The following is a 20,793-nucleotide window of genomic DNA, read 5'->3' as shown; positions in this document are numbered from 1 at the left end:
AGTGCCGGCGGAACGTGCTCCGCCCCTCAGCACCCGGAGAAGCGGGGGGCGACCCTGGTCAGCGCGTCCAGGTCTCGGCCCGCCTGCATCACCGTGCCGTCGGGTCTCACCAGGGCGGCAGCGGCCCGGCCGCTCGTCAGCCAGACGCCCAGCGCCGAGGTCGGGCCGACCTCGAGGACGCGGGTCCCCCGCTCGGCGAGCCCATGCCGCTGCTCACCGCTGGGTGCGGCGGTCGTGACCAGCAGGAAGCCGGCCCCCGCCGCCTCGTCCAGCCGGCGGCCGTCCTCGAGCAAGGCGTTGGGGCAGAGCCGACCGGCCAGGGACCTGGCGAACCGGGCGCGCTGCACGAGCTCGCACCGATGAAGAGGTGGGGTCTCGCTGTCGAGGATCCGGTCGCGCACTCCCGGCAGCAGGTGCATCCGCGGCGCGACCAGCCTCCTCAAGGCGTTGCCCGCCCGGCCGCCCTGCGTCATCGCCGCGCCGATGAGCTTGGCGAGCCTGATCATCGCCAGCGCATGCGGTTTGCGCTCTGACTCGTAGGAGTCCAGCACCGAGTCGGGCAGGTCCCCCGAGAGGACTCCGGCGAGCTTCCAGCTCAGGTTCATCGAGTCACGCAGTCCGGCGCACAGGCCCTGCCCGACGAAGGGTGGAGTGAGGTGGGCGGCGTCGCCGAGGAGGAACACGTTGCGGTCGCGCCAGCGGTCGGCGATCTGGGCGCGGAACGTGTATTCGGCGACCCGGACCAGCTCCAGCGCCTGCTGCGGCACGCCCCGGACCCACGGGTCGAGCAACGGCAGCAGGGCATCGACCGACTCGTAGTCCGCCGCGGTCTCTCCTTCGAGCAGCCGGAACTCCCACCGGTAGCGGTGGGCGCCGATGCGCATGTAGGTCGCAGCCCGGCCGGGGTCGCAGACCTGGTGCACCCCGTCCCACTGGTCCAGCTCGACCTCGCTCGCGACGTCGATGACCAGCCAGCGCTGCTCGAACCTCAGGTCCCTCATCGTCGAGCCGATCGCCCCGCGGACCACGCTGTTGGCGCCGTCGCAGCCGAGGACGTACGTCGCCAGGACGGATTCATGAGTGCCGCTGAGCCGGTCAGTGAAGTCGACGCGCACCCGTCCGTGACCGTCCTGGGCGACGTCGGAGACGTCGACGTTGCCGCGGAGGGTGACGGTCGGCTGGTCTTTGAGGTTCACCCGCAGCAGATGCTCGAGCTCCGGCTGGTCGAACATGTTCGCCTGCGGAAAGCCGTGCCGGCCGGCGTCCCCCTCGCGATGGAAGACGGCCATGACCCGGTGGTCCCGGTCGACCAGCTGCAGGCCCCGGGTCGGGCGTGACAGGGCTGCGAACTCCTCGCCGACGCCGACCCGGGCAAGGATCCGGTGCACCTCGTCGTCCACGTGGACGGCGCGCGGCTGGGGGTAGACCCCGTCCCACCGGTCCAGGACGAGGCACTCGACGCCGTACTGCCCGAGCAGGGTGGCTGCGGTGACACCTACGGGGCCGGCACCCACGATGACGACCGGGACCGGCTCGGCCCCTCGCTCGTTCGACGCGGTCATCGGAGCCCCGCGAATATCAGCCCGGCGTAGACCGCCGCGACGATCCCGAGCACGACGGCCGGAACCACCTCACGGACGGCGTCGCCGTTGCGGAGGTGGGTGACCACGGCGCCTCCGAGCAGCAGGACCAGCCCGGTCGCCGCGAGGGCCCCGACCATGGGCACGGCCACGCCGACGAGGATGCCGACGACGGCCAGGATCTCCAGCACGCCGATGCGGCGGTAGGCGTCCACGCTGAACCCGACGTGCGCCGCGCGGGCGCGCATGGAGGGGAGGGCGGCCAGCTTGGCCGAGCCCAGGAGCACGAAGGCGACCACGAGGACTACCGCGAGGATGGGTGCTGCGGTCATGACTTCTCCGTCGCTGTCGCACTGCGCACGACGGTGCGCTGGCGGCCGAGGTCGAGGGCGCCGTCGTCGGTGCCGACCGCGATCTCCACGACGTCGCCATGCTTGAGATAGCTGGGGTTCTGGGCCTGGCGCTCGAAGAAGAGCCTCCACTTCAGCGCGGTCGGGAGGAACCTGGCGACGAGCTCCACCGGTTTGGGCGGTGCGCTCAGCGCGGTGCCCACCGGCGTACCGGTGAGGAGCAGGTCACCCGCGTCGAGCCGCTGGAACCGGGTGAGCGCCTGGAGCGCCTCGAGCGGGGAGTAGATCATGTCCCCGTCGACGACCGCGTCCTGCCGAAGCTCGCCGTTGACCCATAGCCGCAGGCGCAGATCGCCGAACCGCTTGAGCTCGTCGTCGTCGAGCAGCACCAGGGCGGGCCCCACCGGAGTGAAGGTCGGGTAGGACTTGGACTCGTAGAACTGCGTCTTCGGCAGCTGGACGTCGCGTGCCGACACGTCGTTGGTGACCACCAGGCCGGCCACCAACGAGGTCCAGCCCTCCTCGGTGACCTCAGTGCCCACCGGGACCTCGCGCCCCATGACCAGGCCGATCTCCACCTCGTAGTCAAGGCAACGGACGTGGTCGGGACATACGATGTCGTCATACGGTCCGCTGACCGAACCCGAGGACTTGCGGAAGAAGGTCAACGGGATGCTCTCGGGCTTGAGCCCGGCGTCCTTCACGTGGCTCGCGTAGTTGGTCATCTGCGCCACGACCCGGCAGGGCGCGGTCACCGGCGAGACGAGGTCGAGGGTGACGGGGTCGACCACCTGTTTGCTCCCCCGGGCGGCCTCGATCGCCTCGGGGTCGGCGAGCAGCTCGCCGGTGGTCACGGCATCGGTGGCGATCCGGGCGGCACCCCGCGGGGTGCGGACCCACCAGTCGTCGGCGGTGCGCAGGATTGTGAGACTCATGAGGTGGCTACTTTCAGGAGGCCGCGAAGGCGGGTCAGGTCGAACTCGTTGTCGTCGCGTCGCACGCCGCGGGCGAACGACGCCAGGTCTCGCAGGGCCTCGGGGGGCGTCAGCCCGAGGAAGTTCCTGGTCGCCGGCGGCCCCCACTGGGCCAGGCCGGAGGCCCGCATCGGCGCCCAGCCGGGCTCGAGGGTGCAGTCGAAGAGGTCGCCGTCGGTGAAGTGCTCGACGAGCAAGCCATCGGGGTCGCGCCAGTAGTCGAAGATCTGGCTGCCCTCGATATGCCGGCCGATCCCCCACGAGCGCCGGAAGCCGCGCTCGCGGAGATACTCCCCACCCGCGGCGAGCGCGTCCAGGTCGGCCACCTGGAACGCCGCATGGAGGTACTTGTTCCGTGGCCCGAGCGCCATGGCCAGGGTGTGGTGGTCGGTCGGGGTCTCACCGCGGTCGCAGCGGATGAAGCTCATCGTCGGGCCGCGCTCGCGCTGCCCCTCGTAGTAGTTGAAGTCACTGACGATCAGGCCCAGGTGGTCCAGGTACCAGTCGAGCGTCCGGAGGTAGGTCGGGGTCTGCAGGGCCACGTGACCCAGTCGCTGGACCCTCGCCGGCTCCAGCGGTGGCCGCCTGGTGGCGTTGGCGCGGCGCACCTCGTGGCCGAAGTTGAGCTCCTGCGTCGGCTGCGCCGGAAGGGCGCCGAGCTCGTGGGTGTCGGCCACGACCCGCACCGGCACCCCGCTGGGGTCGGTCAGGTCGACCACGACGCCGCCGATGCTCTCGGGGAGCTTCTCGACCTTGGCACCGGTGGCGTCGGCCAGGCGCATCACGTCCACGGCGTCCCCGGCTCGGAACGCGGCGCCGACATACCTCGACCGGGCGCCACGACGTACGACGACGCATGGTGAGCCCGGGTCGGTCCCCCGCAGCTGGAGCTCGTCGGCCGTCCGGCTCACGGGGGTGAGCCCGAAGGCCCTGGCGAACTGCTCGGTGCCGGCCAGGTCGGGCTTCTCGAACTCGAGCCAGGCCAGGTCGTGGACCTTGATGACGGGGTTCTTCGCGCGACCGGGATGCTCGCCGGCCAGTGCGCCCTGCTCGCTGTGGAGGTCGCTGTGCGTCCCGTGCTGTGTGGTCATCCGTGCCCCTCGGATCGATAGTGACGATATCGTCACTTACGAACGGATGCTCAGTCAAGAGAAGTTGAAGATTCCGTCACTTCTGAACCATCGGCGGTATGCTCTGGTCCACCGACCTGCCGAGAACGCCGAGGAGCGGCCGTGACCAGCGCACCGACATCACCCGGCAACCGGCTCGACCGACGCAAGGCCCGGACCCGCGCGGCTCTCATCCGGGCGGCCCAGACGCTCATCGCCGAGGGCAGGACCCACGTCCCCATCCTGGAGATCACCCAGGCGGCGGACGTGGGGATGGGCTCGTTCTACAACCACTTCGAGACCAAGGAGCAGCTGTTCGAGGCGGCGATCGAGACCGTGATGGACGCCTACGGCCAGCTCCTCGACCGGATGACCGGCTCGATCGAGGATCCCGCCGAGGTGTTCGCCGCGTGCTTCCGCCTCACCGGCAGGCTCCACCGGCGCGAGCCCGAGCTGAGCAAGGTGCTGCTCAACAACGCACTGCGGCTGCTGAGCGCGCCCAACGGCCTGGCGCCCCGGGCGCGGCGCGACATCGAGGCCGCCACCCTGGCCGGGCGCTTCGACGTCACCGACCTCGACGTCGCCGTGACCATGGCCGCGGGTGCCCTCATCGCGCTGGGCCAGCTGCTCCACGACCAGCCCGACCGCGACGTCGACGAGACGACGGACCGGATCACCGAGGACCTGCTGCGCGTGTTCGGACTCCCCCGCCGCCAGGCCCAGCGGATCTGCGCACTGCCGCTCCCCGAGGTGGCCGTGGCCGGCGCCGACGGCTCGGCGGCCCAAGCCTGAATCAGCTCAGGCCGCCGGCGGAGCCCCGGACGGCGCCCGGCCGTGCTCGTCCTCGAACCAGCGGACGTAGGCCTGGACCGCTGTCGGCAGCGTCATGAAGACGTGGTCCTCACCCACCCGGTCGAGGAAGCCGGACGGGCGCAGGTCGTCCTGCAGGTCCTGCTTGACCCGGGCCATCGCGAAGACAATGCCTCGACGGTCGAGCTCCTCGCGCACCTCGTCGAGGGCGTCGATCGCGGTGATGTCCACCTGGACGTTGGCCTCGGCGTTGAGCAGGAACCACTCGGTGGGGGTGTCGGCGATGTCGACGGAGCCCAGCGCCCGCCGCTTGAAGTCCTCGACGTTGGCGAAGAACAGTGGTGAGTCGTAGCGATAGACGACCAGCCCCTCGACCGCCTGCGCGTCCGGGTAGTCGTCGAGGTCGTGCATGCCGGCGATCCCCGGCGCGAAACCGAGGATCCCGTCGTGGGGGCGCGCCACCCGGCGCAGCAGGTCGAGGATGGACAGCCCGATCGCGACCAGCACGCCGTAGAGGACCCCGAAGGTGAGCACCGCGCCCGTCGTCGTCAGTGCCAGCAGGAGCTCACTGCGGCGGAACCGGCCGAACCGTCGGAACTCCCCGACGTCGACCAAGCGGGTGGCGGCGTAGACCACGACCGCACCCAGCGCGGCGGCCGGGAACGCGGCGAGGACGGGTCGCAGGAACACCACGGTCAGCAGGACCGCCGCCACCGCGACCAGGGAGAACAGCTGGCTGCGGCTGCCGAGCGAGTCACCGATCGCGGTGCGGCTGCCGCTGCTGCTCACCGGGAACCCCTGCATCACACCGGACGCCAGGTTGGCCGCACCGAGGGCGAGCAGCTCCTGGTTGCCGTCGATGGCGTAGCCGTTGCGCGCCGCGAACAGGCGCGCGTCCAGCACGTTGTCGGAGTAGGCCACGATCGCCACCCCGACCGCCGGGAGCAGCAGCGCCCCCACGTCGCTCGCGGAGACCGAAGGCAGGGAAGGAGTCGGCAGCCCTGCGGGGATCTGCCCTACGACGGCGACCCCTCGACTCTCGAGGTCGAACACCGCGACCGTCGCCGCGGCCACGAGCATCCCCACCAGCGGCATCGGCGAACGGGGCATCAGGTGGCTCCCCACCAGGAGCAGCGTCAGCACCGCGGTCGCGAGGGCAAAGGTCGGCCCATGGGTCTCTTCCAGGTGCCCGACGACGTAGGCGACCTCGGCGAAGAACGAGTCGGCGTCGACGTCGATGCCGGTGAGCTTGCCGAGCTGGCTGCCGACCATGATCGCGGCGATGCCGGCGATGTAGCCGACGAGCACCGGTTTGGACAGCAGGTCCGCGAGGAACCCGAGCCCGCCGGCCCAGCCCACGACGCACCACACACCGGCCACCAGGGCCAGCGCCGCCGCGAGCGCGGCATAACGGTCCGGGTCGCCGGCGGCGATCGAGCCCACCGCGGCCGCGGTGATCAGCGCGGTCGTGGACTCGGGCCCGACCGACAGCTGCCGCGACGACCCCAGCACGGCGTAGACGAGCAGCGGGCCGAGGATGGCCCACAGCCCGACGACGGGAGGCAGCCCGGCCAGCTCCGCGTACGCCATCACCTGGGGGATCAGGTAGGCAGCGACGGTGACGCCGGCCAGGACGTCGTAGCGGAGCCACGAGCGTTCGTAGCGCCGGAGCCGGGCAAGGCCGGGCAGCAGCCGACTCGCGTCCGGACCAGGCACCCGCCAACGCTATCGGTGGCACTGCGTCCACGTGGTCAGACGGCGAACGGCGGGGCGCACCCGACACCCCCACCATGCGTTAGGAAGGTGGCATGTCGGACTCGATGCGTTCATGGGCTGTGCGGCGACCCGGACCCGTGGCGGAGCGCCCTGTCGTAGTCGGCGCCCGCCCGGTCCCGGAGCCGGGCGGCGACGAGATCCTGGTGCACGTCGACGTCTGCGGCCTGTGCCGCACCGACCTGCACCTCGCCGAAGGCGACCTCGAGCCCCGCCGGCCGGGGGTGGTGCCGGGCCACCAGGTCGTGGGCCGCGTCGTCGATCGCGGAGCCGACGCAGACCGGTTCGCGCCCGGCGACCGGGTCGGCATCGCCTGGCTCCACCGCACCTGTGGCGCCTGCCGCTGGTGCCGCACCGGGGCGGAGAACCTCTGCCCTGACTCTCGCTACACGGGGTGGGACGTGGACGGCGGTTTCGCCGAGTACGCCGTGGTGCCGGCCGCCTACGCCTACGCGCTGCCCGACTCGATCGACGACGAGCGGGTCGCTCCGCTGCTGTGCGCCGGCATCATCGGCTACCGGGCGCTACGCCGGGCCCAGCTGCCACCGGGTGGCCGGCTCGGCATCCTCGGCTTCGGTTCGAGCGCCCACATCACCGCACAGATCGCGATCGCTCAGGGAGCAGAGGTGCATGTCATGACCCGTGGCGAGGGTGCCCGGGCACTCGCCCTGGAGCTGGGCGCCGCGTGGGCCGGCGGACCTCGAGAACGTCCGCCGGTGCCCCTGGACTCCGCGATCCTGTTCGCGCCGGCCGGCGACCTGGTCCCGGTCGCGCTCCGCTCCCTCGATCGCGGCGGGACCCTGGCGCTGGCCGGGATCCACATGAGCCCGATCCCGGAGCTCGACTACGACCGCGACCTCTTCCTCGAGCGCTCGGTCCGCTCGGTGACCGCCAACACCCGGTCCGACGGTGAGGAGCTCCTGGCGCTCGCCTCCCGCCTCCCCCTCGCCGTCCGCACGACGGCTTACGCCTTCGACCAGGTGGACCAGGCCCTTGTCGACCTGGCGGCCGGGCTGGTGACGGGATCCGTCGTGATCACGGGGGCGAGCTGAGCTGGGCCTACTCGGTCCCCAGACCGGGCATCGTCGCCTCCGCGATGGGGCGGCCCTCCTCGCTGTCCGCGAGGAAGGGCTCCTCGGGCGCGAGGATGTCGTCAGGCCCGTGCTTCGACGAGAGGTCGTCGACCACCACCGCGACGTCCGCTACGTCCCGCCACCGCTCGGCGACCGAGGCAGCGTCCTCCTCGCTCTCGCAGAGCTCGCGGGTCAAGAGCCGGCCGTGGCGGTAGACGAGCACCTCCAGGGTCGGTGCGCCAGTGTCGTAAGGCGATCCTCCGGACATCGTGTCTGCCTCCTCGGTCGTCGACCTGTGGCCAGCCTCGTCCGGCCCAGCTCGCGCGGGCAGGGCCCAAGGTCCCACTGGGTGTGGACGACGGTCCCCCGGCGTGCGCTGCGAGCGAGCAGCGGCCGCGGACATCAGACGGCGAGAGACGCGCACACCGCCAGCAGGATGAGGCAGGCGAGCTCGACCAGGCCGATCTTCGCGGGCCGCATCCGCGGGTCCCGGACCACGAAGGCCCGGCCGCCGAGGACGACGAACGGCAGGACCAGGGGCCAGCCCACCTCGGTGACGGCGACGGCCGTGGCCACGGCGCTGACGCTCGCCACGGCGAACCACCGGGACACCCGGGCATAGCGCGGGTTGCGTCGCTCCCGGATGAGGGACTTCACGTGCAGGGTGGAGCCGACCAGGGTGAGCGCACACGCCAGGGCGAGCACCAGCACGGCCGGCTCGGTCATCACCGAGACCGGGACGGCCCCACCACCGGCTGCGGCGACACCGGCCACCACGGGGACCATCGCGGTGCACTCCACCACCAGCAGGAGGTCGTTGGCGAGCGCGCGCTCCCGCCGGTGGCGGGCGAACCACAGGTTGACCAGGAAGAGCGCGACGTACGCCGCGCCGACGTAGAGCAGCCACGGCCGCAGGACCACCGTGGCCACCGCCGCCGGGACGGCCACGACCGACCAGACGACCAGCGCGCGCCGGAACCGCTGTGGCCGAGGCGCGGCAAGGGTGCCGGTCAGCGCCCACGTCAGCGGGTAGGCGGCGACCCAGGCCACGACCAGCGCGAGCACCGCCGGGGACCAGCCGCCGACCACCAGACCAAGCACCACGGGCAGCAGCAGGAACCCCCAGGCGCCGTGCTGGTCGGGCAGGACGCGGTCGCTCCTGCGAGCCTCGTGGCCCGGTCTGCGGGCAGCGGTGGCGGTGTTGTTCCTCATCTCCCCTCCTGGATATCAGGAAGGCGGACGACGAACCTCGCCCCGAGCCCCGGGCCGTCGCTGTGGGCGGAGATCTCGCCTCCCTGGGCCTCGACGAGCGCCTTGGAGATGGTCAGGCCGATGCCGCTGCCGCCGTTGATGCTGTTGCGGGCGGGGTCGGCCCGGTAGAACCGGTCGAAGACGTGGGAGAGGTGGGCGGCTTGGATGCCCTCACCGGAGTCGCTGACCTCGATCTCGACCCCGCGGTCCGTGCGGTGACACGAGACCTGCACGGAGCCACCCTCGGGCGTGTGCCGCAACGCGTTGTCGAGCAGGTTGGCGAGCACCTGGCCCATCCTGGCCGGATCGGCCAGGACGGTGAGCTCGGCGTCCAGGTCCGTGCTCAGGTCGACGCCCGCGCCGCGGTAGCGGTCCGCGCAGGCTCCCGTGGCGGCCTCGACCAGGTCGCCCGGGTCGGTCGGCTCGAGGTGGATCTCCAGCTCGCCCTCCTGCGCCCGGGAGACCGCGCCGATGTCGTCCGCCAGGCGTCGCAGCCGCTCGGTGCTGCCGCTGAGGACGTCGAAGGTCGCCTCGTCGAGCTGACGAACCCCGTCCTGGAGGGCCTCGAGGTGCGCCTCGAGCGTCGCCAGCGGGGTGCGCATCTCGTGCGCCAGGTCGGCCAGCATCCGCCGGCGGGTGCTCTCGACCGCCTCGAGCCGCTCGGCCAGCGCGTTGAAGGTGTCGGCGAACTGGTCGAACTCCCCACCGAGCCCGGGTCGCGGGACCCGGGAGCCGTAGTCCCCGGCGCCCACCGTCGCGGCGGCCTGGGCCAACCGGGAGATCGAGGCCTGGGTCCGGCGGCTGAAGTACCAGGTCACGACCATGGCCAGGACGATCGCGATGAGGAGCGCCGCGGTCAGGGCGAGCAGCAAGGCCGACGCGAAGGCCTCCTCGATGTGCTGGGACTCCGAGGGCGTGTGGTCGACGCCGGCCCGGTGGAGATGGTCCTGGAAGATCCCCGGCCCGACCGCGGACGCCACGACCCATGCGGTCAGCGACATGGCCACGAGCACCAGTGCCTGGGCCGCCAGCAGCCGAGTCGCGAACCCGGGCCGCCGGCGGCGAGGGCGAGCGCTCATTCGCCGGGTCCCATCCGGTACCCCACTCCCCGGACCGTGCGGATGAACCGGGCCTGCGCGGCGTCGTCCCCGAGCTTGCGGCGCAGGTGGCCGATGTGGACGTCGACCAGGTGTTCGTCCCCGACCCACGCCGGCCCCCAGACCGTGTCGATGAGCTGGCGCCGGGTGAACGCCATCCGGGGCCGGTGGGACAGAGCGGCCAGCAGGTCGAACTCGGTGCGGGTCAGGGCCACGGGCTCACTGTCGAGCCACACGTCCCGGCCGACGGGGTCGATCCTCAGCGGCCCGAAGCTCCGACTCTCCCCCGCCTCCTCGTCCCCCCGTGCCGAGGACCTGGGCCGCCGCAGCATCGCCTGCACCCGCGCCATCAGCTCGCGCGGGCTGAAGGGCTTGGTCATGTAGTCGTCGGCGCCCACCGACAGGCCGATGAGCGTGTCCACCTCGTCGGTGCGGGCGGTCAGCATGACCACGTAGGCGTCGGAGAACGTCCGGAACCTGCGACACACCTCCACCCCGTCCAGGCGCGGCAGCCCCAGGTCCAGCACCAGGAGGTCGGGGTCGACACGGTGGGCCAGCTCCACGGCCTCCTCACCGTCGTGGGCCACGGTCACCTCGAACCCGGCCTGCTCGAGATAGCTGCCCAGGAGGGAAGCGAGCGCCACCTCGTCCTCCACCACCAGGGCGCGCATCCCAGCAGCCGCGGTGCCGGCGTACGCGCGACCCGCCGCAGGCGGAGGTGAGCTGTCCGACATGGGATCCATGGTGGCAGCCGAGCGCTCCGGAGCCGGCCGGCGCGAGGCCGGCGGCGGGCTTCTTCAGCGAACCTTCACACGACCACCATCGCACCCGCCGGGTTCCGGGCGGATCGTCGTGGTGAGGCGAGAGGAGCTGACTTCAGATGATGGACTGGAACGACGGTTGGAACGACGGGATGGGTGCCGGGGGCTGGATCATGATGACCCTGGTGATGGTGGCCTTCTGGGCTCTGGTGATCGTCGGCATCATCGCCCTCTTCCGCGGGATGAGCCGGGAGGGTCAGGCCTCCGGGCCAGCGGCCCCGCGTGATCCCCAACGGATCCTCGACGAGCGCTTCGCCAGGGGCGAGATCGACGCCGACGAGTACCACGCCCGCCAGCAGGTCCTGCGGGGGTCGCCCTGACCGCGACCCCCGGCATCCCACAGAGCCCGAGGAGTCCGAGGTGACCGCTCCGACCCGCCGCGGCCTGCTCATCGCAGCGGCCGGCGCCGGCACCCTGGGGACGCTCAGCGCGCTCGGTGTCGGCCGTCTGATCGCCGGCGCCGACGCCGGATCCCCCGTCCTGGCCACCTCGGACGCGGTCGCACGCGCCGAGGCCGCACGCCGCAGCGTCGGCCAGCGGACCGTCACCGCGCGCCTGGTGGCCCGTCCGCTGACCGTGGACCTCGGCGGCGTGGTCGTGGACACCTGGGCGTACGGCGACACCGTGCCCGGCCCGGTCATCCGGGCCACGGCAGGCGACCAGATCCGGGTCGTGGTCGACAACCGGCTCGAGACCGAGACCAGCGTGCACTGGCACGGGCTGGCCCTGCGCAACGACATGGACGGCGTCCCGGGCATCACCCAGGACCCCATCGCGGCCGGGGACCGATTCACCTACGAGTTCACCGCACCGGATCCCGGCACGTACTTCTACCACCCGCACTCCGGGGTGCAGCTCGACCGCGGCCTGCACGGCGTCCTGGTCGTCGACGACCCTGCCGAGCCGGGCGACCACGACGCGGAGTGGATCGTCGTCCTGGACGACTGGGTCGACGGCACCGGGCGTTCCCCCGACCAGGTCCTGGAGCAGCTGCTGGCCGCGGCAGGCGAGGGTGGCATGGACATGGGCGGCATGGACCACGGGTCGATGGGCCACGGATCCATGGGTATGGACGGGGGCATGCAGTCGGCCCTGCTCGGCGGCGCCGGCGACGTCGACTACCCGCACCACCTCATCAACGGCCGGACGTCCGAGGATCCCGTGACGCTGGCCGCCCGACCCGGGCAACGGGTCCGGGTCCGGATCGTCAACGCCGGCTCCGACACGGCCTACCGGGTCGCCCTGGGCGGCCACCGGATGACGGTGACGCACAGCGACGGGTTCCCGGTGCGCCCCGTCGAAACCGATGCCGTGCTCATCGGGATGGGCGAGCGCTACGACGTGCTGGTCACCGTCGGTGACGGAGCGTTCCCCCTGGTCGCCTCCCCCGAGGGCAAGCAGGGCCAGGGCCTGGCCGTGGTCCGCACCGGCGCCGCCGAGGCGCCCAGCTCGATGTCCCGGCCGCAGGAGCTCGACCGGCTGGTGCTGACCGGCACCGACCTCACCGGCACCGACGCCGTGCGGCTACCCAGCCGGTCCACCGACCGCACCCACCGGGTCGCGCTCGCGGGATCCATGGCGCCGTACCGGTGGACCATCAACGGGGAGCTGTTCCCCGACGCGGACCCACTGCCGGTGTCCGAGGGCGAACGGGTCCGGCTGAGGTTCGAGAACCACTCGATGATGTTCCACCCCATGCACGTGCACGGGCACACCTTCGGCCTGACCCGCGGCGGCGCCCGGAAGGACACCGTGATCGTGCGCCCGATGCGCGCCATCGAGGTCGACCTGGACGCCGACAACCCGGGCCAGTGGGCCACGCACTGCCACAACATCTACCACGCCGAGGCCGGGATGATGACGACCCTCAGCTATCGGGCCTGATCACTTCCCGTTGGCTCAGGCGCCGGTCAGCCACGCCATGACGTCCGCGGCCGACCACCCGTCGGCGTGCCTTCCCGCCAGTTCCGTCGCGGCGTCCAGGTCCGACCCCAGCGTGACCAGCGGCGGCTCGACGTAGCCGTCGCGCCGGGTCTGCGCCAACCCGACGTCCGCCGTCAGCGCGTTGCAGAGGCAGGCCCGTCCGACGGTGTCGGACAGGTCGCCGCCCTTGCGCACGTACATCTGCTCCGGCTCGCCCGGGCAGCGGTAGCCGATGCCACCCTCCGGTGTCTGGAAGGGCGTGCGCAGGTAGCTCAGGTCACACAGGCGCCGGCGCGCGTCGTACGTCGGCCTGTCTGACAGGGACCCGTCGAGCTGGGCCACCTTGAACGGGAACCCGGTGGGAGAGGCGAGAGGGTCGGTGCGGACGTCCAGCGTGCCGCCGGCGACCCGGCCGACGAGGTCTTCGCGCAGGTCCGGGCTCAGGCCGGAGTCGGCGGCGAGCGCGAACAAGGTGCCGACCTGGATCCCGGCGGCGCCCCGGGCCCGCGCCTGTGCAAGCCGCTCAGGAGTGCCCTGCCCGCCGGCCAGCCAGAACGGAAAGCCGAGGGCCCCGAGCTTGTCGAGGTCCACCTCGTCTCGCGGGCCGTAGACCGGCTCGTTGCGGGCGTCGAGCTCGACCTTGCCGCGCGGAGGGGCGTTGTGGCCGCCGGCTCGTGGACCCTCGACCACGAACCCGTCGGGACGCGTGGCCTCGTCGCGGGCGAGGTAGGCCGCCAGGACGTTCGCCGAGACGATCGCGAGGAACCGGGGTCGGACCAGGTCGGGGAGCGAATCGCCGAGGAGGCCCGGCGGGTCCACGGTCACCCGGTGCGGGTGCTCGGCTCCGTGCACCTCGACGTCGACGCCCGCCACCCGGCCCGCGGCCAGGTCGTCGAGCAGGCGAGGGATCTCCCGCGGGAGACCGGCGCCCATCAGCACGAAGTCGACCCCCGCCAGCATGGCGCCCAGCGCGGCGGTCGGCGTGGCCATCTGCACCTTCTCGAGGTAGTTGACGCCGACCGGTCCGTCGTGGCCCTCCTTCGCGAGCCACACCTCGGCGAAGTTGGCCACGACGGCCAGCTCCTGCTGGCGCGGAGTCTGGCGGAGGGTCAGCTTGGGCACCGGCCGGTAAGGGCGACCGTCGGGCCGCCCCCCGGCCTGGAAGTAGGTGTCGAGCACCCGTCCGGCCAGGTCCTGCGCCGGGAACGCGGCGAGCGCCCGCCGCATGTGACCGCCCTGGTCGCCGTCCTGCAGCCGCCGGGCCAGCACCACGTCGAGGGCGGTCCCGGAGACGACACCGAGCCCGCCGGCACGCGACACCGACCTCGCCAGCCGCCACGAGGACACCCCGACCCCCATGCCGCCTTGGATGACCTGGGGAAGCTCACGCACCTGCGACACGACAATCCGCCTTCGACCGGGGGGTTCGACCTACGCCCCCTGACGCTGCCATCGACGGCGCCGTCGAGACAGGGACCAACGACCCGACCTCACCCGGGCTTTCGCGGCCGGCCCCGGGACCGTCGTCACTGACTCATGCGCCCCTACTGGGCGGCGGCGTTGAGCTCGTCGAGACGTCCGGTGGCCTCGAGGTACTCCTCGACCCACCGCTCGATGACTGCGGACGTCTTCTCGACCTTCGTCAGCTGACCTACCACCTGACCCACCGGGTTGAACGCGACGTCGACGGTCTGGTCGGGGTACTTGTGGGTCGCCTTCACCGCCATGCCCGACACCATGTACTGCAGCGGCATTCCCAGGGGCTCGGGGTTGCCCGGCGTCTCCCAGGCCTCGGTCCAGTCGTTCTTCAGCATCCGGGCCGGCTTGCCGGTGAACGAACGGCTGCGCACGGTGTCGCGGCTGGTCGCGTCGGCGTAGGCCTGCTGCTGCACCGCGGTGTTCTCGGCCTCCTCGACCATCAGCCACTGCGACCCCGTCCACGCCCCCTGGCAGCCCAGGGCCAGCGCCGCCGCGATCTGGCTCCCGCTCCCGATCCCGCCGGCCGCGAGCACCGGGACCGGCGCGACCTCCTTGACGACCTCCGGCCACAGCACGATCGAGCCGACCTCGCCGCAGTGGCCGCCGGCCTCGCCGCCCTGGGCGATCACGATGTCCACTCCGGCGTCGGCGTGCTTGCGGGCCTGGTAGGCCGACCCGCACAGCGCCGCGACCTTGCGACCGCTCGCGTGGATGTGCTCGATCATGTCCGCCGGAGGGGTGCCGAGGGCGTTGGCGATCAGCGTCATCTTCGGGTGGCGCAGCGCCACCTCGACCTGGGGGGTGGCGGTCGCCTCGGTCCAGCCGAGGAGCTGCAAGGCGTCGTCGTCCGTGCTGTCGTCGACCGGCACGCCGTGGTCGGCGAGCACCTTGCGGCCGAAGTCGAGGTGCTCCTGCGGGACCAGCTTGCGGAGCATCTCCGCGAGCTCCTCCCCCGACATGTCCGAGTCCATGCCCTCGTACTTGTTGGGGATCACGATGTCGACGCCGTAGGGCCGGTCGCCGATGTTGTCGTCGATCCAGCGCAGCTCGACCTCCAGCTGCTCGGGCGTGAACCCGACCGCGCCGAGCACGCCGAACCCTCCCGCCTTGCTGACGGCGACGACCACGTCGCGGCAGTGGGTGAAGGCGAAGATCGGGAACTCGATGCCGAGGTCTTCGCAGATCTGGGTGCGCATGGTGAGCCTCCTGAAGGGCCGGACGGGAGCCGGTAAACTAGAACCTGTTCTAGTCTACGCCCGGCCGCGGCTTCAAGAGTCGGCGCGCACCAGGCTCAGACGCCACGCCTCAGGACCCCGCTCGACGTAGGACACGGAGAAGACGCCGGGCCACCGTGCCTGCACCTGGTCGAGCAGCGGCAGGGGGTCGTGGGGCGCCACCAGCTCCAGTCCGGCACCGGGCCGGACCGACTCGAGCGCGCCGAAGACCGTGGCGTGCCGGATGGCGTGCGGAATCGCGCGGACGTCCAGCTCCGGGTAGCCCGGGCCGTCGACCTCGCCGCACGAGCAGGTGTGGCCACCGCACCCGGCCTCCCCGCCCTCCGTGGCGGCGTCGTCCGCCCCGCCGAGCAGCTCGTGCATGCCCTCCAGCAGCGCCGCCATCGAGATGCCGGGGGTGGCAGCCAGGAGGGGAACGATCAGGTGGTTCTCCTTGGTCAGGTGCGAGTCGAAGACGACGCTCAGCGCCCGGGCCGAGGCCGTGGCCCGCAGCAGGTCGGCCGCGTCGGCCACCTCGCGCACCAGACCGATGATGACCGCGTGCTCACCGAGCATCGCCTCGACAAGCAGGCGCCCCTCGACCGTCGCCTGCGCGGCCGGATACATGGCTCGCTCCTCGGCCAGCGCGTGCGGGACGAGGTCACGCTCGCACCAGTCCACGAGATCCCGACGGGCCGACTCCGCCGCAGCGGTGTCGCGCTGCGAGGCAGCTGTGAACAGGGTCTCGACGCGCTGACTCAACGCGCCGGACATCTCGGCGTGGTGCTGCTCGACCGCCTGCGCGGCGGTCGCGTCGGCCTCGCTCGTGGCGATGACGAGTTCGGACATGTCCTGGTCTCCTTCAGAGGGCGATGTGGTGGTTCCACCACTATTTAATTACAGTAGTCCCCGTGGAAAATAATCCGCTCCCCACCCCCCGCCCGGCGGCCCCCGGCTACGGCCCCCGGCCGGGCACCGGCCGCTCCTCCCCGTCGCTGTCCAGGTCCCGGTCAGCGCTGCTCGAGACGCTGCGGACGCAGACGGAGCCGACCACCCTCGCCGCCCTCGTCGCCGCGTCCGGGCTGCACGCCAACACGGTCGGCGAGCACCTCCACGCGCTGGTGCGGGCCGGTCTCGCCCGCCGCCAACCCGAGGCACCGGCCGGCCGCGGCCGGCCGGCCTGGCTCTATGAGGCGACCAGCAAGGACGCCGCTGCCGACCCGGAGTACGCCGGTCTCGCCTCGGCGCTGGCCGCGACGATCCACCGGACCAGCACGTCGCCGACCGACGACGCGGTCACCGCCGGCCGCGACTGGGGCCACGAGCTGGCCCGCGACCGCGGCGCCACGACCGCACCGAGTGCCGTCGCGGCCCGGCGCGAGGTGGTGACCCTGCTCGACGAGATGGGCTTCGCACCCCAGGCCGACGCGCGCAGCTCGGTCGTCGCCCTCACCCGCTGCCCGCTCCTGGAGGCCGCCCACAAGTACCCAGACGTGGTCTGCGGCGTCCACCTCGGCCTGGTCCAGGGCGCCCTGGAGGAGTACGGCGCGGACTCCGACGGTGCCGAGCTGGTGCCCTTCGCCGAGCCCGGCGCCTGCCGGCTGCGGCTGGCGCGGACCTCGTGAGCGCCATCACCGCCCCACGCAGCCCCAGCCCGAGCCGCGCACGCCCTGCCGCGCGGCGGATGTCACTGACGCCCCGGGTCGCGTTGCTGGCACCCGCCGGGCTCGCCCTCCTGGCCGGTCTCGACGCCGCCCTCATGCTGCTCGGCGTGCCGGCGCCGGTACGGGCGGACCGGCTGCCCGAGGTGCACGGGATGCTGATGGTGCTCGGCTTCGTCGGCACCCTGATCGCCCTGGAACGAGCGGTCGCGCTCCGCCGGCCGGCCGGCTTCGTCGTCCCCGGACTGCTGGGCAGCGGCGGCCTCGCCCTCCTCACACCCGCACCGCTCCCCGTCGGCCAGTGGTTGCTCACGGCCGGCGCCGCCGCGCTGGTCGCGCTCTACCAGCCGCTGTGGCGTCGGCAACGCGACGAGGCCGTCCTGGTCCAGGCCCTCGGGGCGGTGCTCGCGCTGGGCGCGGCGGTCCTGTGGCTCGGCGGCGCGGCGGTGCCGGTGCTCGCTCCATGGCTCGTCGGCTTCGTCGTGCTGACCATCGCCGGGGAGCGGCTCGAGCTCGCCCGGATCGCGATGGGCCCCACCGCGGGCAGCCGGCTCGTGCTCCTGGCCTCCGGCCTGGTCGCCGGAGCGGTGGCCGCTCTGCTCTGGCCACGGCCGGGGACGGCTCTGCTCGGGGCCGCGCTGCTCGTCCTGACGGGATGGCTGGCCGCCCACGACGTCGCCCGGCGCACGATCCGGGCCTCCGGGCTCCAGCGCTACATGGCCGGCTGCCTGCTCGCCGGCTACTGCTGGCTGGGCGTCGCCGGCGCGGTCTGGCTCCTCGGCGGCCCGGCGCTGGACGGCGTGCGCTACGACGCCGTGCTGCATGCGGTCTTCCTCGGGTTCACGCTCTCGATGATCATGGCCCACGCCCCGGTGATCCTGCCGGCCGTGCTTCGGCGTCCGCTGCCCTACCACCCGGCGTTCATCGCACCGGCCGTGCTGCTGCACGCCTCCCTGACTCTGCGGCTCTGGGTGGGCGACGCTCTCGGCCACCAGGACGCCTGGGTCACCGGCGGCGTGCTCAACATCGTGGCGGTGTTGTCGTTCCTGGCCGTCGCCGCGTGGTCGGCGACCCGCGGTGACCGGAGCCGGCGATGAGCACCCCCGGCCAGCGCGGCTTCTGGCCCCTGCGTGACCTACCAGTGCTGGTCTGGCTGGCGGCCACGGTCGTGGTGGCGCTCGCACACCCGTTCCTTCCGGCCCCGCGGTGGCTGATGATCCACCTGCTCATGCTCGGCGCGGTCACCCACGCCATCCTCGTGTGGAGCCGCTACTTCACCGACGCGCTCCTGCACTCCCCCGACGACGACCGCAGCGGCCAGAACCGACGGCTCCTGCTGCACAACGGCGGCGTGGTCATGGTCGTGACCGGTGTGCTCTCGGACGCCTCGCCGGCGACCCTGCTCGGTGCGACCGCGGTCGGCTCCACCGTGGTCTGGCACGGCTGGACGATCCTGCGCCAGCTCCGCCGGGCGCTGCCGGCGCGGTTCGGCGCCTCGGTCCGCTACTACGTGGCGGCCGCCTGCCTGCTGCCCGTCGGTGCCGGCCTGGGCACCGCGCTCGCTCGTGGTCTCGCCGACCCCTGGCACGCCCGGCTGGTCGTCGCCCACGCGTCCGTGATGCTGCTGGGCTGGGTCGGTCTCACCGTCGTCGGCACGCTGGTGACCCTGTGGCCGACCATGCTCCGCACCCGGATCGCCGAAGGCGCCGAGGCCGCCAGTGCGCGGGCGCTCCCGGTGCTGGTCTCCTCGGTGCTCGTCACGGCCGGGGGCGCGGCCGCCGGGCTGCGGGTGATCGTGGCGCTCGGCATCGCCGGCTACGTCGTGGGGATGCTCCTCTGTGCGCCGGCGTTCGTCGACGCCCTGCGACGCAAGCCACCGACCGAGTTCCCCGCCTGGTCCGTCCTGGCCGGGCTGACCTGGCTGACGGGCACCCTGGTCGTCCTCGCCGCCGGGATCGGCACCGCCCCCTCGTGGCAACGTGTCGACGAGGTGTTCGGTTGGCTGACGCCCTTCCTGGCCGCCGGCTTCGGCGCCCAGGTGCTGCTCGGCGCCCTGTCCTACCTGGTTCCGGTCGCACTCGGCGGCGGCCCGACGCCGGTGCGCGCGGCCAACGCGGTGCTCGACCGCGGCGCGCCGCTGCGCCTGGTGCTCGCCAACGCCGGACTGCTGCTGTGTGCGCTCCCTGTGCCGAGCGCAGTCCGGGTCCTCGCCTCGATCCTGGTCCTCCTGGCGCTGGCCTCCACCCTGCCCCTCCTCCTGCTGGCCGTGCGCGCCTCCCGCCGCGCGAAGGCCGCGCCCACCCCGCCGAGGCAGAACCGCACCGAGGCGAGCCGGGGCCGGCCCGCCGGTCAGACGGCCGGCCTCGCCGCGACCGGGCTCGCCGCCGCCGCGATGGTGGTGGCCACCGGCGTCGCGGTCGACCCGGCCGCCATCGGCGCTGCGACCACCGTGTCGGCGGCGGCCGGTGCCGCCGCCACCGGCGCGACCACGACCGTCGAGGTCGAGGCGCACGACATGCGGTTCACCCCCGACACCGTCTCGGTTCCCGCCGGCAACCGGTTGGTGATCGTGCTGACCAACACCGACGAGGAGGACGTCCACGACCTCGTCATCGAGTCGGGCGCGCACAGCGGCCGGCTCGCGCCGGGCCAGAGCGCACGCGTCGACGTCGGCGTGGTCGGCCGCGACCTGGAGGGCTGGTGCTCGGTGGTCGGCCACCGGCAGATGGGCATGGTGCTCACCATCGAGGTCACCGGCTCGGCCGGGCCTTCGGCGCCGGAGTCGACTACGGCCACGCACTCACCGGACCCGATGGCGGAGCCAGTGGCCGACTGGGCGCCGCGGGACGCCACACTGCCGCCGCTGCCGCCCCTGCCGAAGGGCCGCGTACACCGGCGCACGTTCGTCGTCAGCGACGTCGTCCGCGAGGTGGCCCCAGGCGTGACGCAACGGCTGTGGACCTACAACGGCACCGCACCGGGTCCGGTGCTGCACGGCAGGGTCGGGGACCGGTTCGTGATCACGCTGGTCAACAGCGGTTCGATCGGCCACTCGATCGACTTCCACGCCGGCGCCCTCGCCCCGCAGCAGCCGATGCGGACCATCGGACCCGGGCAGTCACTGACCTATCGCTTCCGCGCCGTCCGCGCCGGGGTCTGGATGTACCACTGCTCCACCATGCCGATGTCGGCCCACATCGCCAACGGGCTCTTCGGCGCGGTCGTCATCGAGCCCCCGGACCTGCCGCCGGTCGACCGCAGCTATCTGCTCGTCCAGTCCGAGCTCTACCTCGGCGACCAGGGCGGGGAGGTCGATGTCGACAAGCTGGGCGCCGAGGATCCCGACCTCGTCGTCTTCAACGGCTACGCCGCCCAGTACGACCACGGCCCGCTGACCGCGCGCGTCGGGGAACGGGTCCGGGTCTGGGTCCTCGACGCCGGCCCCAACCGGCCCACGTCGTTCCACGTGGTCGGCGGGCAGTTCGACACCACCTACGCCGAAGGGACCTACCTGCTCCGGCCCGGCACCGGCGGTGCCCAGAGCCTGGCCCTCCAGGCAGCCCAGGGTGGGTTCGTCGAGCTCACGTTCCCCGAGCCGGGCGACTACCCCTTCGTCTCCCACCTCATGATCGACGCCGAGCGTGGTGCTCACGGGCTGTTCCGGGTCGGGTCCTGAGC

The 20,793-nt window shown here is 72.6% G+C and carries 19 protein-coding genes and 1 pseudogene; 7 read left to right on the top strand and 13 right to left on the bottom strand.

All coding sequences use genetic code 11. The features are described from left to right. Positions 1–26 precede the first annotated feature (26 nt). Genes mhpA through ACYVC6_RS16595 form a run of 4 tightly spaced genes read right to left on the bottom strand, consistent with a single transcriptional unit; the run spans position 27 to position 3,995 of the window. Positions 27–1,562: a bifunctional 3-(3-hydroxy-phenyl)propionate/3-hydroxycinnamic acid hydroxylase MhpA gene (gene mhpA, locus ACYVC6_RS16610; RefSeq protein WP_460715537.1), complete on the bottom strand. Its 1,536-nt coding sequence runs from the start codon at positions 1,560–1,562 to the stop codon at positions 27–29. Continuing rightward, entirely contained in the window at positions 1,559–1,912 is a 354-nt protein-coding gene (locus ACYVC6_RS16605; protein WP_460715536.1) for a DoxX family protein, read from the bottom strand. Before ACYVC6_RS16605 ends, mhpA begins: the two co-directional genes overlap by 4 nt. Beyond that, positions 1,909–2,865: a fumarylacetoacetate hydrolase family protein gene (locus tag ACYVC6_RS16600; RefSeq protein WP_460715535.1), complete on the bottom strand. Its 957-nt coding sequence runs from the start codon at positions 2,863–2,865 to the stop codon at positions 1,909–1,911. Before ACYVC6_RS16600 ends, ACYVC6_RS16605 begins: the two co-directional genes overlap by 4 nt. Beyond that, complete coding sequence (locus ACYVC6_RS16595; RefSeq protein ID WP_460715534.1) at positions 2,862–3,995, bottom strand: VOC family protein; 1,134 nt, start codon at positions 3,993–3,995, stop codon at positions 2,862–2,864. The genes ACYVC6_RS16600 and ACYVC6_RS16595 overlap by 4 nt, the downstream gene beginning before the upstream one ends. A 141-nt stretch (positions 3,996–4,136) precedes the next feature. Here ACYVC6_RS16595 and ACYVC6_RS16590 point away from each other — a divergent pair, with 141 nt between their 5' ends. Beyond that, complete coding sequence (locus ACYVC6_RS16590) at positions 4,137–4,805, top strand: TetR/AcrR family transcriptional regulator (protein WP_460715533.1); 669 nt, start codon at positions 4,137–4,139, stop codon at positions 4,803–4,805. Between the two features lie 6 nt (positions 4,806–4,811). Here the strand turns inward: ACYVC6_RS16590 and sulP are convergent, their stop codons facing one another. Continuing rightward, complete coding sequence (gene sulP, locus ACYVC6_RS16585) at positions 4,812–6,539, bottom strand: sulfate permease (RefSeq protein ID WP_460715532.1); 1,728 nt, start codon at positions 6,537–6,539, stop codon at positions 4,812–4,814. A 92-nt stretch (positions 6,540–6,631) separates the two neighbouring features. Here sulP and ACYVC6_RS16580 point away from each other — a divergent pair, with 92 nt between their 5' ends. Then, the gene (locus tag ACYVC6_RS16580) at positions 6,632–7,648 is read left to right on the top strand and encodes a zinc-dependent alcohol dehydrogenase family protein (RefSeq protein WP_460715531.1); all 1,017 of its coding nucleotides are present in this window, start codon (positions 6,632–6,634) and stop codon (positions 7,646–7,648) included. Positions 7,649–7,655: 7 nt separating this feature from the next. Here ACYVC6_RS16580 and ACYVC6_RS16575 read toward each other — a convergent pair whose 3' ends face one another. The 4 genes from ACYVC6_RS16575 to ACYVC6_RS16560 all read right to left on the bottom strand — a co-directional run bounded on the left by ACYVC6_RS16575 (position 7,656) and on the right by ACYVC6_RS16560 (position 10,751). Continuing rightward, the gene (locus ACYVC6_RS16575; protein WP_460715530.1) at positions 7,656–7,937 is read right to left on the bottom strand and encodes a hypothetical protein; all 282 of its coding nucleotides are present in this window, start codon (positions 7,935–7,937) and stop codon (positions 7,656–7,658) included. Between the two features lie 134 nt (positions 7,938–8,071). Next, positions 8,072–8,881: a YwiC-like family protein gene (locus ACYVC6_RS16570; RefSeq protein WP_460715529.1), complete on the bottom strand. Its 810-nt coding sequence runs from the start codon at positions 8,879–8,881 to the stop codon at positions 8,072–8,074. Beyond that, the gene (locus tag ACYVC6_RS16565; RefSeq protein ID WP_460715528.1) at positions 8,878–9,999 is read right to left on the bottom strand and encodes a HAMP domain-containing sensor histidine kinase; all 1,122 of its coding nucleotides are present in this window, start codon (positions 9,997–9,999) and stop codon (positions 8,878–8,880) included. Before ACYVC6_RS16565 ends, ACYVC6_RS16570 begins: the two co-directional genes overlap by 4 nt. Further along, a complete protein-coding gene (locus tag ACYVC6_RS16560; protein ID WP_460715527.1) occupies positions 9,996–10,751 on the bottom strand; it encodes a response regulator in 756 nt (251 codons plus the stop codon). Before ACYVC6_RS16560 ends, ACYVC6_RS16565 begins: the two co-directional genes overlap by 4 nt. Positions 10,752–10,900: 149 nt before the next feature. Here ACYVC6_RS16560 and ACYVC6_RS16555 point away from each other — a divergent pair, with 149 nt between their 5' ends. Both ACYVC6_RS16555 and ACYVC6_RS16550 read left to right on the top strand, forming a co-directional pair. Beyond that, positions 10,901–11,158, top strand: a complete 258-nt coding sequence (locus ACYVC6_RS16555) for an SHOCT domain-containing protein (protein WP_460715526.1) — start codon at positions 10,901–10,903, stop codon at positions 11,156–11,158. 40 nt (positions 11,159–11,198) lie between these two features. Further along, entirely contained in the window at positions 11,199–12,722 is a 1,524-nt protein-coding gene (locus ACYVC6_RS16550) for a multicopper oxidase family protein (RefSeq protein ID WP_460715525.1), read from the top strand. Between the two features lie 15 nt (positions 12,723–12,737). Here the strand turns inward: ACYVC6_RS16550 and ACYVC6_RS16545 are convergent, their stop codons facing one another. From ACYVC6_RS16545 to ACYVC6_RS16530, 4 genes and pseudogenes are all read right to left on the bottom strand, one after another. Continuing rightward, positions 12,738–14,162 (bottom strand): nitronate monooxygenase, encoded by a 1,425-nt coding sequence (locus ACYVC6_RS16545; RefSeq protein ID WP_460715524.1) that lies wholly within the window; start codon positions 14,160–14,162, stop codon positions 12,738–12,740. 143 nt (positions 14,163–14,305) lie between these two features. Beyond that, complete coding sequence (locus ACYVC6_RS16540) at positions 14,306–15,436, bottom strand: nitronate monooxygenase (RefSeq protein WP_460715523.1); 1,131 nt, start codon at positions 15,434–15,436, stop codon at positions 14,306–14,308. Between the two features lie 72 nt (positions 15,437–15,508). Further along, on the bottom strand, positions 15,509–15,829 hold the full coding sequence (locus tag ACYVC6_RS16535; RefSeq protein ID WP_460716500.1) for a DUF2249 domain-containing protein: 321 nt from the start codon (positions 15,827–15,829) through the stop codon (positions 15,509–15,511). A 63-nt stretch (positions 15,830–15,892) separates the two neighbouring features. Then, positions 15,893–16,303: pseudogene (locus ACYVC6_RS16530) on the bottom strand (hemerythrin domain-containing protein); the annotation flags it as partial. 62 nt (positions 16,304–16,365) lie between these two features. Between ACYVC6_RS16530 and ACYVC6_RS16525 the strand changes: the two are divergent. From ACYVC6_RS16525 to ACYVC6_RS16515, 3 genes are read left to right on the top strand one after another with little or no spacing between them, the layout of a single operon-like run. Then, positions 16,366–17,079 carry a helix-turn-helix transcriptional regulator gene (locus ACYVC6_RS16525; protein ID WP_460715522.1) on the top strand — a complete coding sequence of 238 codons (714 nt, stop codon included), beginning with the start codon at positions 16,366–16,368 and terminating at the stop codon, positions 17,077–17,079. A gap of 59 nt (positions 17,080–17,138) precedes the next feature. Then, complete coding sequence (locus tag ACYVC6_RS16520; protein WP_460715520.1) at positions 17,139–18,212, top strand: hypothetical protein; 1,074 nt, start codon at positions 17,139–17,141, stop codon at positions 18,210–18,212. Next, a complete protein-coding gene (locus ACYVC6_RS16515) occupies positions 18,209–20,791 on the top strand; it encodes a multicopper oxidase domain-containing protein (RefSeq protein ID WP_460715519.1) in 2,583 nt (860 codons plus the stop codon). The genes ACYVC6_RS16520 and ACYVC6_RS16515 overlap by 4 nt, the downstream gene beginning before the upstream one ends. The last annotated feature ends 2 nt before the right edge of the window (positions 20,792–20,793 follow it).

This window comes from Nocardioides dilutus (genome assembly GCF_054779555.1).
This window is presented reverse-complemented; position numbering and strand designations above follow the sequence as displayed.

What these genes read in the sequence shown, in the direction of transcription:
- mhpA (WP_460715537.1), bottom strand. Translation starts at nt 1,562, where the DNA reads ATGACCGCGTCGAACGAGCGAGGGGCCGAGCCGGTCCCGGTCGTCATC.
- ACYVC6_RS16605 (WP_460715536.1), bottom strand. Translation starts at nt 1,912, where the DNA reads ATGACCGCAGCACCCATCCTCGCGGTAGTCCTCGTGGTCGCCTTCGTG.
- ACYVC6_RS16600 (WP_460715535.1), bottom strand. Translation starts at nt 2,865, where the DNA reads ATGAGTCTCACAATCCTGCGCACCGCCGACGACTGGTGGGTCCGCACC.
- ACYVC6_RS16595 (WP_460715534.1), bottom strand. Translation starts at nt 3,995, where the DNA reads ATGACCACACAGCACGGGACGCACAGCGACCTCCACAGCGAGCAGGGC.
- ACYVC6_RS16580 (WP_460715531.1), top strand. Translation starts at nt 6,632, where the DNA reads ATGTCGGACTCGATGCGTTCATGGGCTGTGCGGCGACCCGGACCCGTG.
- ACYVC6_RS16575 (WP_460715530.1), bottom strand. Translation starts at nt 7,937, where the DNA reads ATGTCCGGAGGATCGCCTTACGACACTGGCGCACCGACCCTGGAGGTG.
- ACYVC6_RS16570 (WP_460715529.1), bottom strand. Translation starts at nt 8,881, where the DNA reads ATGAGGAACAACACCGCCACCGCTGCCCGCAGACCGGGCCACGAGGCT.
- ACYVC6_RS16565 (WP_460715528.1), bottom strand. Translation starts at nt 9,999, where the DNA reads ATGAGCGCTCGCCCTCGCCGCCGGCGGCCCGGGTTCGCGACTCGGCTG.
- ACYVC6_RS16560 (WP_460715527.1), bottom strand. Translation starts at nt 10,751, where the DNA reads ATGTCGGACAGCTCACCTCCGCCTGCGGCGGGTCGCGCGTACGCCGGC.
- ACYVC6_RS16555 (WP_460715526.1), top strand. Translation starts at nt 10,901, where the DNA reads ATGGACTGGAACGACGGTTGGAACGACGGGATGGGTGCCGGGGGCTGG.
- ACYVC6_RS16540 (WP_460715523.1), bottom strand. Translation starts at nt 15,436, where the DNA reads ATGCGCACCCAGATCTGCGAAGACCTCGGCATCGAGTTCCCGATCTTC.
- ACYVC6_RS16520 (WP_460715520.1), top strand. Translation starts at nt 17,139, where the DNA reads ATGTCACTGACGCCCCGGGTCGCGTTGCTGGCACCCGCCGGGCTCGCC.
- ACYVC6_RS16515 (WP_460715519.1), top strand. Translation starts at nt 18,209, where the DNA reads ATGAGCACCCCCGGCCAGCGCGGCTTCTGGCCCCTGCGTGACCTACCA.